The 16,329-nt window shown below is 70.0% G+C and carries 16 protein-coding genes; 13 read left to right on the top strand and 3 right to left on the bottom strand.

Features of this window, described 5'->3' with window-relative positions:
- Nucleotides 1–71: 71 nt before the first annotated feature.
- The 12 genes from V5O46_RS22815 (at nucleotide 72) to V5O46_RS22760 (ending at nucleotide 11,634) form a co-directional block, all read left to right on the top strand.
- A complete protein-coding gene (locus tag V5O46_RS22815; RefSeq protein ID WP_332886530.1) occupies nucleotides 72–1,316 on the top strand; it encodes a serine hydroxymethyltransferase in 1,245 nt (414 codons plus the stop codon).
- Between the two features lie 197 nt (nucleotides 1,317–1,513).
- The gene (locus V5O46_RS22810) at nucleotides 1,514–2,884 is read left to right on the top strand and encodes an MraY family glycosyltransferase (protein ID WP_332886529.1); all 1,371 of its coding nucleotides are present in this window, start codon (nucleotides 1,514–1,516) and stop codon (nucleotides 2,882–2,884) included.
- 320 nt (nucleotides 2,885–3,204) lie between these two features.
- On the top strand, nucleotides 3,205–3,639 hold the full coding sequence (locus tag V5O46_RS22805) for a hypothetical protein (RefSeq protein WP_332886528.1): 435 nt from the start codon (nucleotides 3,205–3,207) through the stop codon (nucleotides 3,637–3,639).
- Between the two features lie 210 nt (nucleotides 3,640–3,849).
- The gene (gene atpB, locus V5O46_RS22800) at nucleotides 3,850–4,692 is read left to right on the top strand and encodes a F0F1 ATP synthase subunit A (RefSeq protein ID WP_332886527.1); all 843 of its coding nucleotides are present in this window, start codon (nucleotides 3,850–3,852) and stop codon (nucleotides 4,690–4,692) included.
- 80 nt (nucleotides 4,693–4,772) lie between these two features.
- Entirely contained in the window at nucleotides 4,773–5,003 is a 231-nt protein-coding gene (atpE, locus tag V5O46_RS22795) for an ATP synthase F0 subunit C (protein ID WP_332886526.1), read from the top strand.
- 41 nt (nucleotides 5,004–5,044) lie between these two features.
- Nucleotides 5,045–5,596, top strand: a complete 552-nt coding sequence (locus V5O46_RS22790) for a F0F1 ATP synthase subunit B (RefSeq protein ID WP_332886525.1) — start codon at nucleotides 5,045–5,047, stop codon at nucleotides 5,594–5,596.
- Between the two features lie 2 nt (nucleotides 5,597–5,598).
- Nucleotides 5,599–6,414: a F0F1 ATP synthase subunit delta gene (locus tag V5O46_RS22785; protein WP_332886594.1), complete on the top strand. Its 816-nt coding sequence runs from the start codon at nucleotides 5,599–5,601 to the stop codon at nucleotides 6,412–6,414.
- A gap of 147 nt (nucleotides 6,415–6,561) precedes the next feature.
- Nucleotides 6,562–8,154, top strand: coding sequence for a F0F1 ATP synthase subunit alpha (gene atpA, locus V5O46_RS22780; RefSeq protein WP_332886524.1), 1,593 nt, complete (start codon nucleotides 6,562–6,564; stop codon nucleotides 8,152–8,154).
- A gap of 20 nt (nucleotides 8,155–8,174) precedes the next feature.
- Complete coding sequence (locus tag V5O46_RS22775; protein ID WP_332886523.1) at nucleotides 8,175–9,092, top strand: F0F1 ATP synthase subunit gamma; 918 nt, start codon at nucleotides 8,175–8,177, stop codon at nucleotides 9,090–9,092.
- Nucleotides 9,092–10,540 (top strand): F0F1 ATP synthase subunit beta, encoded by a 1,449-nt coding sequence (gene atpD / locus V5O46_RS22770; protein ID WP_332886522.1) that lies wholly within the window; start codon nucleotides 9,092–9,094, stop codon nucleotides 10,538–10,540. The genes V5O46_RS22775 and atpD overlap by 1 nt, the downstream gene beginning before the upstream one ends.
- 111 nt (nucleotides 10,541–10,651) lie before the next feature.
- On the top strand, nucleotides 10,652–11,026 hold the full coding sequence (locus V5O46_RS22765) for a F0F1 ATP synthase subunit epsilon (RefSeq protein WP_332886521.1): 375 nt from the start codon (nucleotides 10,652–10,654) through the stop codon (nucleotides 11,024–11,026).
- Nucleotides 11,027–11,187: 161 nt separating this feature from the next.
- Nucleotides 11,188–11,634, top strand: coding sequence for a DUF2550 domain-containing protein (locus tag V5O46_RS22760; protein WP_332886520.1), 447 nt, complete (start codon nucleotides 11,188–11,190; stop codon nucleotides 11,632–11,634).
- Nucleotides 11,635–11,734: 100 nt separating this feature from the next.
- Here the strand turns inward: V5O46_RS22760 and V5O46_RS22755 are convergent, their stop codons facing one another.
- The 3 genes from V5O46_RS22755 to V5O46_RS22745 form a co-directional block, all read right to left on the bottom strand.
- Complete coding sequence (locus V5O46_RS22755) at nucleotides 11,735–13,564, bottom strand: glycoside hydrolase family 18 chitinase (protein WP_332886519.1); 1,830 nt, start codon at nucleotides 13,562–13,564, stop codon at nucleotides 11,735–11,737.
- 136 nt (nucleotides 13,565–13,700) lie between these two features.
- Nucleotides 13,701–14,345, bottom strand: a complete 645-nt coding sequence (locus V5O46_RS22750; RefSeq protein ID WP_332886518.1) for a response regulator transcription factor — start codon at nucleotides 14,343–14,345, stop codon at nucleotides 13,701–13,703.
- Nucleotides 14,342–15,547: a sensor histidine kinase gene (locus tag V5O46_RS22745; protein WP_332886517.1), complete on the bottom strand. Its 1,206-nt coding sequence runs from the start codon at nucleotides 15,545–15,547 to the stop codon at nucleotides 14,342–14,344. The genes V5O46_RS22750 and V5O46_RS22745 overlap by 4 nt, the downstream gene beginning before the upstream one ends.
- 153 nt (nucleotides 15,548–15,700) lie before the next feature.
- Here V5O46_RS22745 and V5O46_RS22740 point away from each other — a divergent pair, with 153 nt between their 5' ends.
- A complete protein-coding gene (locus V5O46_RS22740; RefSeq protein WP_332886516.1) occupies nucleotides 15,701–16,285 on the top strand; it encodes a hypothetical protein in 585 nt (194 codons plus the stop codon).
- Nucleotides 16,286–16,329 lie beyond the last annotated feature (44 nt).

The following is a 16,329-nucleotide window of genomic DNA, read 5'->3' as shown; positions in this document are numbered from 1 at the left end:
GCCCGCGGCGGGCCTACATTGGGACGTACGTCACCGTCACCGTCAACGTCGCCGCACGCCCGGAGCGCACCATGTCGGTCACCCACGCCCCAGCGGCCGATGCCGATGTCCTGCGGCGGCAGGACCCCGAGCTGGCCGAGATCCTCCTCGCCGAACACCACCGGCAGTCGACGACCCTCCAGTTGATCGCCGCCGAGAACTTCACCTCCCCGGCCGTGCTGGCCGCCCTCGGCTCACCGCTCGCCAACAAGTACGCCGAGGGCTACCCCGGCGCCCGCCACCACGGCGGCTGCGAGATCGTGGACGTCGCCGAGCGCCTCGCCGTGCAGCGCGCCAAGGCCCTCTTCGGCGCCGAGCACGCCAACGTCCAGCCGCACTCCGGCTCCTCCGCGGTGCTCGCCGCCTACGCCGCCCTGCTGCGCCCCGGCGACACCGTCCTCGCCCTCGGCCTGCCCCACGGCGGCCATCTCACCCACGGCTCGCCCGCCAACTTCTCCGGCCGCTGGTTCGAGTTCGTCGCCTACGGGGTGGACGCCGAGACCGGGCTCATGGACCACGACCAGGTGCGCACCCTGGCCCGCCTGCACCGGCCCAAGGCGATCGTGTGCGGGTCCATCGCCTACCCGCGCCACATCGACCACGCCTTCTTCCGGGAGGTCGCCGACGAGGCCGGCGCCTACCTGATCGCGGACGCCGCCCACCCCATCGGGCTGGTCGCCGGGGGAGCGGCGCCCAGCCCGGTGCCGTACGCCGACATCGTGTGCGCGACCACCCACAAGGTGCTCCGCGGCCCGCGCGGCGGCATGATCCTGTGCGGGAGCGAACTGGCCGAGCGGGTGGACCGGGCCGTGTTCCCGTTCACCCAGGGCGGCGCCCAGATGCACACCATCGCCGCCAAGGCCGTCGCCTTCGGGGAGGCGGCGACCGACGCCTTCGCCGGGTACGCCCATCGGGTGGTCGCCAACGCCCGGGTGCTGGCGGCCGGCCTGGCCGCGGAGGGGCTGGTCGTGACCACCGGCGGCACCGACACCCATCTGCTCACCGCCGACCCGGCCCCGCTCGGCGTCGACGGGCGCACCGCGCGCGGCCGGCTGGCGGCGGCCGGGCTGGTCCTGGACTGCTGTGCGCTGCCGCACGGCGACGCCCGGGGCCTGCGCCTGGGCACCGCGGCGGTCACCACCCAGGGCATGGGGGAGGGGGAGATGGGCACGGTCGCCGGGCTGCTGGCCGGAGTCCTGCGGGGTGAGGTGGAGGCCGCCGAGTCGCGGGAGCGGGTACGGGATCTGGCCACGGCCTTCCCGCCGTATCCGGGCTGACCCGCCCTCCTGCCGTAGCCGGACGGACCCGCCCGCCCGGGCTGGTCCGACCGGCCTCTCGGGGCTGAACGGGGGCAGCCGTACTCGCGTACACAGACACACGTGCAACCATCGTCGCTACCCGGAAGTCCCCACTGATATGCGCACCTCGCTAGGGTGTGGGGCTGAGATGGCCAGCGAGACCTGTGGGGAAGCCAGTGCGTGAATACCTGCTGACGCTCTGCATCACGGCCGCGGTGACGTACCTGCTCACGGGGCCGGTGCGGAAGTTCGCGATCGTGGCGGGAGCGATGCCGGAGATCCGGGCCCGGGACGTGCACCGGGAACCGACTCCGCGGCTCGGCGGGATCGCCATGTTCTTCGGCCTGTGCGCGGGCATGCTGGTCGCCGACCACCTGACCAACCTCAGTGAGGTCTTCGAGCGCTCCAACGAGCCGCGCGCGCTGCTCTCCGGCGCGGCCCTGATCTGGCTGATCGGCGTCCTTGACGACAAGTTCGAGATCGATGCGCTGATCAAGCTGGGCGCCCAGATGATCGCCGCGGGTGTGATGGTGGTGCAGGGTCTGACGATCCTGTGGCTGCCCATCCCGGGCGTCGGCAACGTGGCGCTGACCCAGTGGCAGGGCACGCTGCTGACGGTGGCCCTGGTCGTGATCACCATCAACGCGGTGAACTTCGTGGACGGCCTGGACGGGCTCGCGGCGGGCATGGTGTGCATCGCCTCGGCCGCGTTCTTCATGTACGCCTACCGGATCTGGTACTCGTACGGCATCGAGGCCGCCGCTCCGGCCACGCTGTTCGCCGCGATCCTGATGGGCATGTGCCTCGGCTTCCTGCCGCACAACATGCACCCCGCGCGGATCTTCATGGGCGACTCCGGCTCGATGCTGATCGGCCTGGTGCTGGCGGCGGGCGCGATCTCGGTCACCGGCCAGGTCGATCCGGACGCGATGAAGCTGTTCTCGGGCTCCGAGCGCAACACCGTGCACCAGATGGTGCCGGTCTACATCCCGCTGCTGATGCCGCTGACCATCATCGCGATCCCGGCCGCCGACCTGATCCTGGCCATCGTGCGGCGCACCTGGCGGGGCCAGTCGCCGTTCGCCGCGGACCGGGGGCATCTGCACCACCGGCTGCTGGAGGTCGGACACTCGCACAGCCGCGCGGTGCTGATCATGTACTTCTGGTCGGCGCTGATCGCCTTCGGGGCGCTCGCCTACTCGGTGAACTCGGCCTCGATGTGGATCGTGCTGGGCGTGGTAGGCCTCAGCGCGGTCGGCCTGGTCCTGCTCCTGCTGCCCCGCTTCACCCCGCGCGCCCCGCGCTGGGCCGAGGCCCTGGTCCCGCCCCGCTACCGACGCCGCCGTGCGGCAGCCGTGGAGCCGGTGCCGGCGGCGGCGGGGCCCGCGGGCCCGGACGGCGACGAGGAGGAGCGCGTGCCGGTGGCGGCCGGTGTCGGCTCCGCCGGGGCCGATGTCCCGGGCGGCTCCGGTGTCCCGGGCAGCTCCGGTGTCCCGGGCGTCAACGGCGCGACGGCCATCGGCCCTCGTTCGCGGCTGCCAAGGTAAGAATCCGGCGAGAGCATTGCCATCCCGTGGGAAGCTCCTGGGACGCTCCTGAGGCACCGCTGGACGCCAAAGCGCTCCACTATCAGACAAATCGCCCTCGTGACAGCTCAAACGCGCACTGTCACTCTCATGTGTGAGAGTGAGCACACCCTCAGGTAAAGACCTCATCAAATAGTTTGTGATACGGTTCACGAGAACCCCGGGACAGAGCCGAAGGGCCGTAGTGCGACGGCCTCCTCGGCGTGAGGTGACCACTCGGCCCGGGATTACGCTCGTCCATGACGACACCCCTGCCCCCTGTGAAAAGCGGAGTTGCCGCCATGCCGTCCAACGACGTCCGGACCCTGGCCCAGGCCGCCGTGCCCACGGCTGCCGCCGGTGCGATCGCCGCCACCGTCAGTGCGGCGGTCGCCGGTGGCAAGGGCGCCCTCGGAGCCGTCGTGGCGACGCTGGTGGTCGTCCTCTTCATGGGCATCGGCCTGTACGTACTGCAGCGCACCGCCAAATCGCTCCCGCACCTCTTCCAGGCGATGGGCCTGATGCTCTACGCGGCTCAGATCCTGCTGCTGTTCATCTTCCTCGCCGCGTTCAAGAACACGACGCTCTTCAATCCCCGGTCCTTCGCCATCACGCTGGTCGTCGGCACCCTCGTGTGGATCGCCGCACAGACGCGTGCCCACATGAAGGCCAAGATCCTCTACGTGGAACCCGACTCCGAGGGCAACAAGCCCGAGAAGACGGGCCACTCGTCGTGAGGGGTAGGGCCGGGATAAGGACGGGTAAGAGACCCTGCTATCGTCCGGTGCCAACTGCGGCATCGCGGGCGCGGGCATCCGAGCTGACGCCTGCTCAATCGCGAGGCGAGATGCCCCACAGCCGCCCCAAAATCCGTAACACCAGTCCCGTGCCGAACCGCGGCTGCGCGCCGCGCCGACACAACGAGGTTGCCGTACCCATGCGCCACGATGAAGGAGCCCGCGGTGAGTGCTGACCCGACGCAGGTGCTCGCCTTCGAGACCGACTGCCACATCTTCGATGGCTGCGGCTTCGCCGAGGTTTCCCCGGGCCTGCACTCGTTCCTGTTCCAGCCTCTCTGGGGCGACGCGGACAGCAACCTGTACTTCAACAAGCCGATGCTGCTGGCGCTGCTCGGCTCGATCATCGTCATCGGCTTCTTCTGGGCCGCCTTCCGCCGGCCGCAGGTCGTCCCCGGCAAGCTCCAGATGGTCGCCGAGGCGGGCTACGACTTCATCCGGCGCGGAGTCGTCTACGAGACCATCGGCAAGAAGGAGGGCGAGAAGTACGTCCCGCTGGTCGTCTCGCTGTTCTTCTTCGTCTGGATGATGAACCTGTGGTCGATCATCCCGGTCGCCCAGTTCCCGGTCACCTCGATCATCGCCTACCCGCTGGTCCTGGCTCTGATCGTCTACGTCACGTGGGTGGTCCTGACCTTCAAGCGTCAGGGCTTCGTCGGCTTCTGGAAGAACGTCACCGGCTACGACAAGTCGCTCGGCGCGGTGCTGCCGCTGGCGATGCTGATCGAGCTCTTCTCGAACCTGCTGATCCGCCCGTTCACCCACGCCGTCCGACTCTTCGCGAACATGTTCGCCGGTCACACCCTGCTGGTCCTGTTCACCATCGCCAGCTGGTACCTGCTGAACGGCGTCGGCATCGCCTACGCGGGTGTCTCGTTCGTGATGGTGCTGGTGATGACCGCGTTCGAGCTGTTCATCCAGGCCCTGCAGGCGTACGTGTTCGTCCTTCTGACCTGCACCTACATCCAGGGCGCGCTGGCCGAGCACCACTGAGCGAGCCCGCACCACCACCCGCCCACCAATCGTCCGGTGGCCAACCCCCACCGGTCCGTAAAGGAAAAGGAAGAACTGGCATGTCCCAGCACCTTGCTGCCGTCGAAGGTTCCCTCGGTTCCATCGGTTACGGTCTTGCCGCGATCGGCCCCGGCGTCGGCGTCGGCATCATCTTCGGTAACGGCACCCAGGCCCTGGCCCGTCAGCCCGAGGCCGCCGGCCTGATCCGTGCCAACCAGATCCTCGGCTTCGCCTTCTGTGAGGCGCTGGCCCTGATCGGCCTGGTCATGCCGTTCGTCTACGGCTACTGATCGCTGATCCACGACCAGCCGACTAGACGAAAGGCACACCCATGAGCAATCTGCTCACGATCGCGGCAGAGGAGCAGAACCCCCTCATTCCGCCGATCCCCGAGCTTGTCATCGGCCTGATCGCCTTCGTCATCGTCTTCGGCTTCCTCGCCAAGAAGCTTCTCCCGAACATCAACAAGGTTCTGGAAGAGCGTCGCGAGGCCATCGAGGGCGGTATCGAGAAGGCCGAGGCCGCGCAGACCGAGGCCCAGAGCGTCCTCGAGCAGTACAAGGCCCAGCTCGCCGAGGCCCGGCACGAGGCCGCGCGACTGCGCCAGGAGGCGCAGGAGCAGGGCGCCGCGCTGATCGCCGAGATGCGCGCGGAGGGCCAGCGGCAGCGCGAGGAGATCGTCGCCGCCGGTCACGCCCAGATCGAGGCCGACCGCAAGGCCGCCGCGTCGACGCTGCGCCAGGACGTCGGCAAGCTCGCCACGGATCTGGCCGGCAAGCTGGTGGGCGAGTCCCTCGAGGACCACGCCCGGCAGAGCCGCGTCATCGACCGGTTCCTCGACGAGCTCGACGACAAGTCGACGACGGCTGAGGCGGCCCGATGACGATGCACGGAGCGAGCCGGGAGGCCCTGGCAGCCGCACGTGAGCGTCTCGACGCGCTGACGGACTCCACGCCCGTGGACGCGGGCTCGCTCGCCGGCGAGCTGGCCGCCGTCACCGCGCTGCTCGACCGCGAGGTGTCGCTGCGCCGGGTCCTCACCGACCCGGCGCAGTCCGCAGAGGCCAAGGCCGGACTGGCACAGCGACTGCTCGGCTCCCACGTCGGCGGCCCGACCGCCGACCTGGTGTCCGGCATGGTGCGCTCCCGCTGGTCGCAGTCGCGCGACCTGGTGGACGCGCTGGAGGAGCTGGCGGACACCGCCGACCTCACCGCGGCGCAGCAGGACGGCACGCTCGACGACGTCGAGGACGAGCTGTTCCGGTTCGGCCGGATCGTCTCCTCCAGCACCGAGCTGCGGGCCGCGCTGACCAACCGCCGGGCCGGCGCCCCGGCCAAGGGCGAGCTGCTGCGCAGTCTGCTCGGCGGCCGGGCCAAGCCGGTCACCGAGCGACTGGTGACGCGCCTTGTCACCGCACCGCGGGGACGTAGCCTGGAGACGGGACTGGAGTCCCTGTCCAAGCTCGCCGCCGAGCGGCGGGACCGCATGGTGGCCGTCGTCACGTCGGCGGTGCCGCTGAGCGACACGCAGAAGCAGCGCCTGGGCGCCGCCCTCGCGAAGCTCTACGGCCGCCCGATGCACCTCAACCTGGACGTGGACCCCGAGGTCCTCGGCGGGATCCGGGTGCAGGTCGGTGACGAGGTCATCAACGGCTCCATCGCCGACCGCCTCGAGGACGCCGGCCGCCGTCTGGCGAGCTAGCGGCCACGCGGCCGACGCGCCAACTGAACAAGCAGTACGTACCTACGGCCCTGGTTGGGCCGTGCAGAGGATTGCAAAGTTTCTGGGGGGAGCCCCCAGATCCCCCCAAAGAAACTTCGGGCCCAACAAGGAGAGCAGGGAACCCAGATGGCGGAGCTCACGATCCGGCCGGAGGAGATCCGGGACGCGCTGGAGAACTTTGTCCAGTCGTACGAGCCGGACGCGGCCTCGCGCGAGGAGGTCGGTACGGTCACCCTTGCCGGCGACGGCATCGCGAAGGTCGAGGGGCTGCCCTCGGCCATGGCCAACGAACTGCTGAAGTTCGAGGACGGCACCCTCGGCCTCGCCCTCAACCTCGAGGAGCGCGAGATCGGTGCCATCGTTCTCGGTGAGTTCAGCGGCATCGAGGAGGGGCAGCCGGTCAGCCGTACCGGTGAGGTCCTCTCCGTCGCGGTCGGCGAGGGCTACCTCGGCCGCGTGGTCGACCCCCTCGGCAACCCGATCGACGGCCTCGGCGAGATCGAGACCTCCGGTCGCCGCGCCCTCGAGCTGCAGGCCCCTACGGTCATGCAGCGCAAGTCGGTGCACGAGCCGATGGAGACCGGCTACAAGGCCGTCGACGCGATGACCCCGATCGGCCGTGGTCAGCGTCAGCTGATCATCGGTGACCGCCAGACCGGCAAGACCGCCCTGGCCGTCGACACGATCATCAACCAGCGCGACAACTGGCGCACCGGCGACCCGAGCAAGCAGGTCCGCTGCATCTACGTCGCCATCGGCCAGAAGGGCTCGACGATCGCGTCGGTCCGCCGCGCGCTGGAGGAGAACGGCGCGCTGGAGTACACCACCATCGTCGCCGCCCCGGCCTCCGACCCGGCCGGCTTCAAGTACCTGGCGCCGTACACCGGCTCGGCCATCGGCCAGCAGTGGATGTACGAGGGCAAGCACGTCCTGATCATCTTCGACGACCTGTCGAAGCAGGCCGACGCCTACCGCGCCGTGTCGCTGCTGCTGCGCCGTCCGCCGGGCCGCGAGGCCTACCCGGGCGACGTCTTCTACCTGCACTCCCGGCTGCTGGAGCGCTGCGCCAAGCTCTCCGACGACATGGGCGCCGGCTCGATGACCGGTCTGCCGATCGTCGAGACCAAGGCCAACGACGTCTCGGCGTTCATCCCGACCAACGTCATCTCCATCACCGACGGCCAGTGCTTCCTGGAGTCGGACCTGTTCAACGCCGGTCAGCGTCCCGCGCTGAACGTCGGTATCTCCGTCTCCCGAGTCGGTGGTTCCGCGCAGCACAAGGCGATGAAGCAGGTTTCCGGCCGGCTGCGCGTCGACCTCGCCCAGTTCCGTGAGCTGGAGGCGTTCGCCGCCTTCGGGTCCGACCTGGACGCGGCGTCCAAGGCCCAGCTGGAGCGTGGTCAGCGCATGGTCGAGCTGCTGAAGCAGGACCAGTACCAGCCGATGGCCACCGAGGACCAGGTCGTCTCCGTCTGGTCCGGCACCACCGGCCGCATGGACGACGTCCCGGTCTCCGACATCCGCCGCTTCGAGAAGGAGCTCCTGGAGTACCTGCACCGCAAGGAGCAGGGCCTCATGACCTCCATCCGCGAGGGCGGCAAGATGTCCGACGACACCCTGCAGGCCGTCGGCGACGCGATCGCGGAGTTCAAGAAGCAGTTCGAGACCGGCGACGGCAAGCTGCTCGGCGAGGACGCTCCGGCCGCTGCCGCCAAGTGACGTAAGGAAGGACCTGACTCATGGGAGCCCAGCTCCGGGTCTACAAGCGTCGCATCCGATCCGTCACCGCGACCAAGAAGATCACGAAGGCGATGGAGATGATCGCCGCCTCGCGCGTCGTCAAGGCGCAGCGCAAGGTGGCGGCCTCCACGCCGTACGCGACCGAGCTCACTCGTGCGGTCACGGCGGTCGGTACCGGGTCGAACACCAAGCACCCGCTGACCACCCAGGCCGACACGGTCACCCGGTCCGCGGTGCTGCTGCTGACCAGCGACCGCGGTCTGGCCGGTGCCTTCAACTCCAACGCCATCAAGCGGGCGGAGCAGCTCACCGAGCAGCTGGAGCGCGAGGGCAAGGAGGTCGACGTCTACATCGTCGGCCGCCGTGGTGTGGCGCACTACAACTTCCGTGAGCGCAAGATCGCTCAGTCGTGGGGCGGCTTCACCGACCAGCCGTCGTACGCCGACGCCAAGAGCGTCGCGGCTCCGCTGATCGAGGCCATCGAGAAGGACACCGCGGACGGCGGCGTGGACGAGCTCCACATCGTCTACACGGAGTTCGTCTCGATGATGACGCAGACGGCGGTCGGCGACCAGCTGCTGCCGCTCAGCCTCGAGGAGGTGGGGCAGGAGTCGTCCGCCAAGGGCGAGATCCTGCCGCTGTACGACTTCGAGCCGTCGGCCGAGGACGTCCTCGACGCCCTGCTGCCGCGCTACGTCGAGAGCCGGATCTACAACGCGCTGCTCCAGTCGGCCGCCTCCAAGCACGCCGCCACCCGGCGCGCGATGAAGTCGGCCACCGACAACGCGGGCGAGCTGATCAACACGCTCTCCCGTCTTGCCAACGCGGCCCGCCAGGCCGAAATCACCCAGGAAATCAGCGAGATCGTCGGTGGCGCCAGCGCCCTGGCCGACGCGACCGCGGGGAGTGACAAGTAATGACCACCACTGTTGAGCCGACCGCTGCGGCGGGCGTGGCCACCGGCCGCGTCGCGCGGGTCATCGGCCCGGTCGTCGACGTGGAGTTCCCCGTCGACGCGATGCCGGACATCTACAACGCCCTTCACGTCGAGGTCGCCGACCCGGCGAAGGACGGCGAGAAGAAGACGCTGACCCTGGAGGTCGCCCAGCACCTGGGTGACGGCCTGGTCCGCACCATCTCCATGCAGCCCACCGACGGCCTGGTCCGCCAGGCCCCGGTGGTCGACACCGGCGACGGCATCACCGTCCCGGTCGGCGACTTCACCAAGGGCAAGGTGTTCAACACCCTCGGTGAGGTGCTGAACGTCGACGAGAAGCACACGGGCGAGCGCTGGTCCATCCACCGCAAGGCCCCGAACTTCGACGAGCTCGAGTCGAAGACCGAGATGTTCGAGACCGGCGTCAAGGTCATCGACCTGCTGACCCCGTACGTCAAGGGCGGCAAGATCGGTCTGTTCGGCGGCGCCGGCGTCGGCAAGACGGTGCTCATCCAGGAGATGATCTACCGTGTCGCCAACAACCACGACGGTGTGTCGGTGTTCGCCGGTGTCGGTGAGCGCACCCGTGAGGGCAACGACCTCATCGACGAGATGAGCGAGTCCGGCGTCATCGACAAGACCGCCCTGGTCTTCGGTCAGATGGACGAGCCCCCGGGCACCCGTCTGCGCGTCGCGCTGGCCGGCCTCACCATGGCCGAGTACTTCCGTGACGTCCAGAAGCAGGACGTGCTGTTCTTCATCGACAACATCTTCCGCTTCACCCAGGCCGGTTCCGAGGTGTCGACCCTGCTCGGCCGGATGCCCTCCGCGGTGGGCTACCAGCCGAACCTGGCCGACGAGATGGGCCTCCTCCAGGAGCGCATCACCTCGACCCGTGGTCACTCGATCACCTCGATGCAGGCGATCTACGTCCCTGCGGACGACCTGACCGACCCGGCGCCGGCCACCACCTTCGCCCACCTCGACGCGACGACGGTGCTCTCCCGTCCGATCTCGGAGAAGGGCATCTACCCGGCCGTGGACCCGCTGGACTCCACGTCCCGGATCCTGGACCCGCGCTACATCTCGCAGGACCACTACAACGCGGCCATGCGCGTGAAGAACATCCTGCAGAAGTACAAGGACCTGCAGGACATCATCGCGATCCTCGGTATCGACGAGCTCGGCGAGGAGGACAAGCTGGTCGTCCAGCGTGCCCGCCGCGTGGAGCGCTTCCTGTCCCAGAACACCCACGTCGCCAAGCAGTTCACCGGTGTGGACGGCTCGGACGTGCCGCTGGACGAGTCGATCGCCGCGTTCAACGCGATCTGCGACGGTGAGTTCGACCACTTCCCGGAGCAGGCGTTCTTCATGTGCGGTGGTCTCGAGGACCTGAAGAAGAACGCGAAGGACCTGGGCGTCTCCTGACCCCGGTGTCTTCGATGTGGGGGCGGGCGCGTCCCGCCCCCACACGCACGCCCTTTAGACTTGTAACCAACACCCGGCAGACCCGCCGGGTGGTGACCCGAGGAGCCACCCTTGGCTGCTGAGCTGCACGTCGCGCTGGTCGCGGCCGACCGAGAGGTCTGGTCCGGCGAGGCCACCCTGGTCGTCGCGCGCACCACGTCCGGCGACATCGGCGTCATGCCCGGTCACCAGCCGCTGCTCGGTGTGCTGGAGTCGGGCCCGGTGACGATCCGTACGACTGACGGCGGGACGGTCGTCGTCGCGGTGCACGGCGGTTTCATCTCGTTCGCCGACAACAAGCTGTCGCTGCTGGCCGAGATCGCCGAGCTGTCGGACGAGATCGACATCCAGCGTGCGGAGCGGGCGCTGGAGCGCGCGAAGGCGGACGACGACGCCTCTGCGGAGCGGCGCGCGGATGTCCGACTGCGCGCCGCGGCGGCGCGCTGACCCCTGGGGGTACCTCCCGGGGCCGTTAGGCTCTGGGGGAGCCGTACTGTGATGTGACTCAGCCGCGGCTGGGACCGGAGTGATCCGGACCCGGCCGCGGCTGAGGCAGATGTGGGACTTTTTTCCGTTCCGTTACCTAGGAGACGAGGAGGTCGGTGCCGATGGTCCTCGCTCTGACTGTGTGCGGAGTCGTCGTCGCCCTCGTGGTGGTGGGACTGTTCGTCTTCGGACTGCGCCGCCGGCTGATCCAGCGCTCGGGCGGCACCTTCGACTGCTCGCTGCGCTGGGACGCCCCGAAGGAGGGCGACGGCAGCGGCAAGGGCTGGGCCTACGGCGTGGCCCGCTACAACGGCGACCGCGTCGAGTGGTACCGGGTCTTCTCGTACTCCCCCCGCCCGCGTCGCACCCTGGAGCGCTCCGCGATCGAGGTGGCCGGCCGCCGCGTCCCCGACGGCGAGGAGGAACTGGCGCTGCTCTCCGACGCCGTGGTCCTCGCCTGTCTGCACCGGGGAACGCGGCTGGAGCTGGCGATGAGCGAAGACGCGCTGACCGGCTTCCTCGCGTGGCTCGAGGCAGCCCCGCCCGGACAGCGGGTGAACGTGGCGTAGCCGTGTTCACCCGCTGTCCGGGGGTCCGCCGGACGACGTCCGGGGGAAGAGCCGACGTCGCTCGGCTGTCGGGCCGTCTACCCGTCTGCTCGGTGGCCGGTCACCCGAGGCCGCTGTCGATGGCGGTCACCAGCTCGCCGTTCGCGGTGTCGCCGCTGAACTCCCAGAAGAAGGCGCCGCCCAGGCCCTGGTTCTTGGACCAGGCCATCTTGGACTGCACCGTCGCCGGGGTGTCGTAGGACCACCAGTTGCTGCCGCAGTGCGCGTACGCGGTGCCGGCGACGGTACCGGTGGCCGGGCAGCTGTTCTTGAGCACCTTGTAGTCCTCGATGCCCTGCTCGTAGGTGCCGCTGGCCGGGCCGGTGGCGGTGCCGCCGGGCTGGGACTGGGTGACGCCGGTCCAGCCGCGGCCGTAGAAGCCGATGCCGAGCAGCAGCTTGTCGGAGGGCACGCCCAGCGACTTGAACCCGGCGATCGCCTCGGCGGAGTTGAAGCCCTGCTGCGGGATGCCGGAGTACGAGGTCAGCGGCGAGTGCGGAGCGGTGGGACCGTTCTTCGCCCAGGCGCCGAAGAAGTCGTACGTCATCACGTTGTACCAGTCGATGTACTGCGTCGCGGGGCCGTAGTCGGCGGCCTCCATCTTGCCGCCGTCCGAGGCGTCCGCGGTGACGGCCGCGGTGACCAGGGCGTCCTGGCCGAACTCGGCGCGCATCGCCCGCATCATGGTGCTGAAGGCGTCGGGCGCGCTGGTGGTGTCACAGCTCAGACCGCAGGCGTTGGGGTACTCCCAGTCCAGGTCGATGCCGTCGAAGACGTCGGCCCAGCGCGGGTCCTCGACCAGGTCGTGGCAGGACTTGGCGAACGCCGCCGGGTTCTTCACCGCGTCGGGGAAGCCGCCGGACCAGGTCCAGCCGCCGAACGACCACAGCACCTTGATGTGCGGGTACATGGCCTTCAGCTTGCGCAGCTGGTTGAAGTTGCCGCGCAGCGGCTGGTCCCAGGTGTCGGCCACACCGTCGACGGACTGGGCCGCGGTGTAGGCCTTGTCGTAGTCGGCGTAGGCGTCGCCGATGGTGCACCTGCCGCCCTGGACGTTGCCGAAGGCGTAGTTGATGTGCGTGATCTTCTCGGCGGAGCCGGAGGTGACCAGGTTCTTCACGTGGTAGTTGCGCCCGTAGACGCCCCAGTTGGTGAAGTAGCCGAGCTTGATGTGCTCACCGGGGTTCGGGTCCGGGTCACCGCCGCCGCCCGTGGTGCGGACCGACACCGCGCCGCTGACCGGGCCGGTCTGATCCGCGGTGTCCCGGGCCTGGACGGTGTAGGAGTAGTCCGTGCCCTTGGTCAGGCCGGTGTCGGTGTACGAGGTGCCGGTGACCGTGGCGACCTCGGCGCCGTCGCGCAGGACGGCGTAGTTCTTGATGCCGTTGTCGTCGGTCGCCGCCGACCAGGACAGTTTCACCGAGGTGTCGGTGATGTCCGAGGCGGTGGGGGTGCCGGGTGCGGAGGGCGCCTCGTCACCGGGGACCGAGGTGCCGTCGCAGGAGCCGCCGTTGAGCTTGCAGCCGGACGGGGAGCCGGAGCCGGTGCCGTTGAAGCCGAAGGAGACCGAGGCCCCGGGGGCGAGGGTCCCGTTCCAGCCGACGTTCCTGGCGGTCCAGTGGTCGCCGGAGTTGGTGACCGTGGCGTCCCAGGCGGAGGTGACCCGGGTGCCGGAGGGGAAGTCCCATTCGACGGTCCAGGAGTTGATGGTCGTGGTGCCGGTGTTCTTCACCGTCCACTTGCCCTCGAAGCCGGAGCCCCAGTCCTGGGTCTTGGCGTAGGTGGCCGTGGCGCTGGTCGCCGCCTGGGCGGGACTGGCGAGGCCCACGAGGCCCGCCATGGGGAGCGCCAGGGTGGCGATCAGTGCCGCCGCTCTGTGCCTGAAGCGCATGCTGCGCCTCCTTTATGGGGAGATTTGTTGTGGGCATGACTGAGCCTTCACGCCCGCAGTGCCGCGAGAATAGAAAGGTCTGGACCATAGGTCAATAGGTCTGGACCACTGCACGGAAGCGCTCCGACGGGCTCCGCTAGATCCCCAACTCCTGTGCCAGCACCGCCGCTTGCACCCGGCTGCGCAGCCCCAGTTTCCCCAGCAGACGGCTGACGTGCGTCTTCACCGTCGCCTCGGCCATGTCCAGCCGGTCCGCGATCGCCGCGTTGGACAGCCCCTCGCCCAGGCACGACAGCACCTCGCGCTCACGCCGGGTCAGTTCACGCAGCACCGCCGGATCGGCCGAAGGCTCCCGCACGGCGGGCTGTGCGGCGAACTCGGCGATCAGCCGCCGGGTGACCGCCGGGGCGACGATGCCCTCGCCGGCGGCGACGGTGCGCACCGCGGCGAGCAGGTCCTTCGCCTCGGTGTTCTTCAGCAGAAACCCGGAGGCGCCGGCCCGGAGCGCCCCGAAGACGTACTCGTCGAGGTCGAAGGTGGTCAGCACCAGCACATCGGCCAGCCGCTCGCCGACCACCCGCCGGGTCGCCGACACCCCGTCCAGCCGGGGCATCTGAACGTCCATCAGCACCAGGTCCGGCCGCAGCTCCCTGGCCAGCGCCACCGCCCGCTCCCCGTCCTCCGCCTCGCCGACCACCTCGATGTCGGGCGCGCTGCCCAGGATCAGCACCAGCCCGGCGCGTACGGCGGACTGGTCCTCGGCGACCAGGACACGGATCATGCGGAGTCTCCTTCGGTGAGGGGCAGGGCGGCCCGGACGGCCCAGACCTTGCCGCCCGCCGGATCGTCGGCCGGTACCGGGCCGGCCTCGAAGCTGCCGTGCAGCAGAGCCGTCCGCTCCCGCATGCCGACCAGCCCGGCACCGGAACCCGGAGCCCGCGGGGCGTCCCGGCCGCCGTCGCCGTAGGGGCTGGTCACCTCCACGCGCAGCACGCCGTCTCCGCGGGAGAGCGCCACGGTGACCGGCCCCCGGGCGGCGTGCTTGAGCGCGTTGGTCAGCGACTCCTGCACGATCCGGTACGCGGCCAGCTCCACGGGGGCCGGAAGCCCCTTCCCGGGTACCGCGTCCAGGGTGACATCGAGCCCGTTGGCGCGGGCGGTGTCCACCAGGGTGCCGAGGCCGTCGAGGGTGGGCGCGGCACCGGGCGCGGCACCGGCACCGGCGTCCCGGAGCAGGCCGATCAGCCGCCGCATCTCGGCCAGCCCCTCGACGCTGTTCTCCCGGATCACGGTCAGCGCCTGCCGGGTGGTGCCGGGGTCCTCCAGGGACAGCGCGGCGGTGGAGTGAATGGCGATGGCCGACAGATGGTTGGCGACCATGTCGTGCAGTTCGCGGGCCATCCGGGAGCGCTCCGCGGTCACCGCCTGGACCCGGTCCATCTCGGCGAGCAGCGCGGTCTGCTCGGCGCGCAGCCGGGCCGCCTCGGCGTCCTCGCGGTGACTGCGCACGATCAGTCCCGTGGAGGCGGGCGCGAACGACACGATCCCGACGGCCACCCCGATCAGCAGCGCCTCGGGCACCCGCCACACGGCGAACGGCACCACGGTCGCGGCCACGGTGAGCAGCCCGGTGATCCAGGGGAGGCGGCGGGCCGTGGCGGACGGGCCGTACAGCACCGCCGCGTACATCACGTCGGTGAACATCAGCACCGTGACCAGGCTGCCCTGGGTGAGGGTGTCCACGGCCAGGGCGGCCGTGCCGACCAGCAGCGCGGTGCGCGGGGCGGTCCGGCGCAGCACCTCGCAGCCGGCCATCACGGCCAGTGGCGCCAGCAGGGACCAGCGGCCCTCGAGCACGACGAGCGGCTGCCCGGCCGGACGCATCCCCAGGCCGATGCCCCACAGCAGCAGGCCGCCGAACAGGCCGCCGACCGCGATGTACACGTCGAAGCGGTGCGGGCGGGCGAGTCGTACGGCGGCCATGGCCTCCATCCAACACGGTGCGCGGGGCGCCCGCCTGATTCCCGGGAAGGGTCCCGGACTGCATCTTTCGATGTACCGGAGGTTCGTCACCGGCGACGACGATCCGGGGCGGGGCGCACGGGAGCCTGGAACGGTGACCGAGAGGAGCGAACCGTGATCGTCACCCTGATCATCGCCTGCGAGATCGGCTTCTGGGTGCTGCTGGCGGCGGGACTGGGCTTCCGCTATCTGCTGCGGATGCCGCGCACCGGCCTGGCCCTGCTGCTGTGCGAGCCGGTGCTGGAGATCGTCCTGCTGGTGGTCACCGCGATCGACCTGAAGAACGGCGCCGAGCCCAGCTGGGAGCACGGCCTGGCCGCGCTGTACATCGGCTACACGGTGGGCCACGGTCACCGCACCGTGAAGTGGCTCGACCGTCACGCCGCCCACCGCCTCGACGGCCGCCCGCTGATACGGCCCCCGCGCCACGGCATGGCCCGCGCCCGGCACGAGGGCAAGGTGTGGCTGGGCACGCTGATCGGCGCGACGGTGGCGACGGCGCTGCTCCAGCTCGCCGTCTGGTACGTCGACGACCCGGCCCGCGTCACCTCCCTGGAGGCCTGGCAGGGCGCGGCCTGGCGCGCCGCCGGCATCCATGGACTGATCGCCCTGTCCTACGCGGTCTGGCCCCGCAAGGCCCCGGCGGCCGAGGGGACCGCGCCCGGCAAGGACGCCGAGTACGAAAGGGCCCGCCGGTGACCGCGATGCCCTGAAGGGGCGCGGGGAACTGCGCGACCAGCCCC

Origin of the sequence: Streptomyces poriticola (assembly GCF_036689765.1) — a bacterium.
Lineage (GTDB): Bacteria > Actinomycetota > Actinomycetes > Streptomycetales > Streptomycetaceae > Streptomyces > Streptomyces poriticola.
The sequence above is the reverse complement of the archived record's forward strand: the minus strand, read 5'-3'. Positions and strand labels throughout refer to the sequence as shown.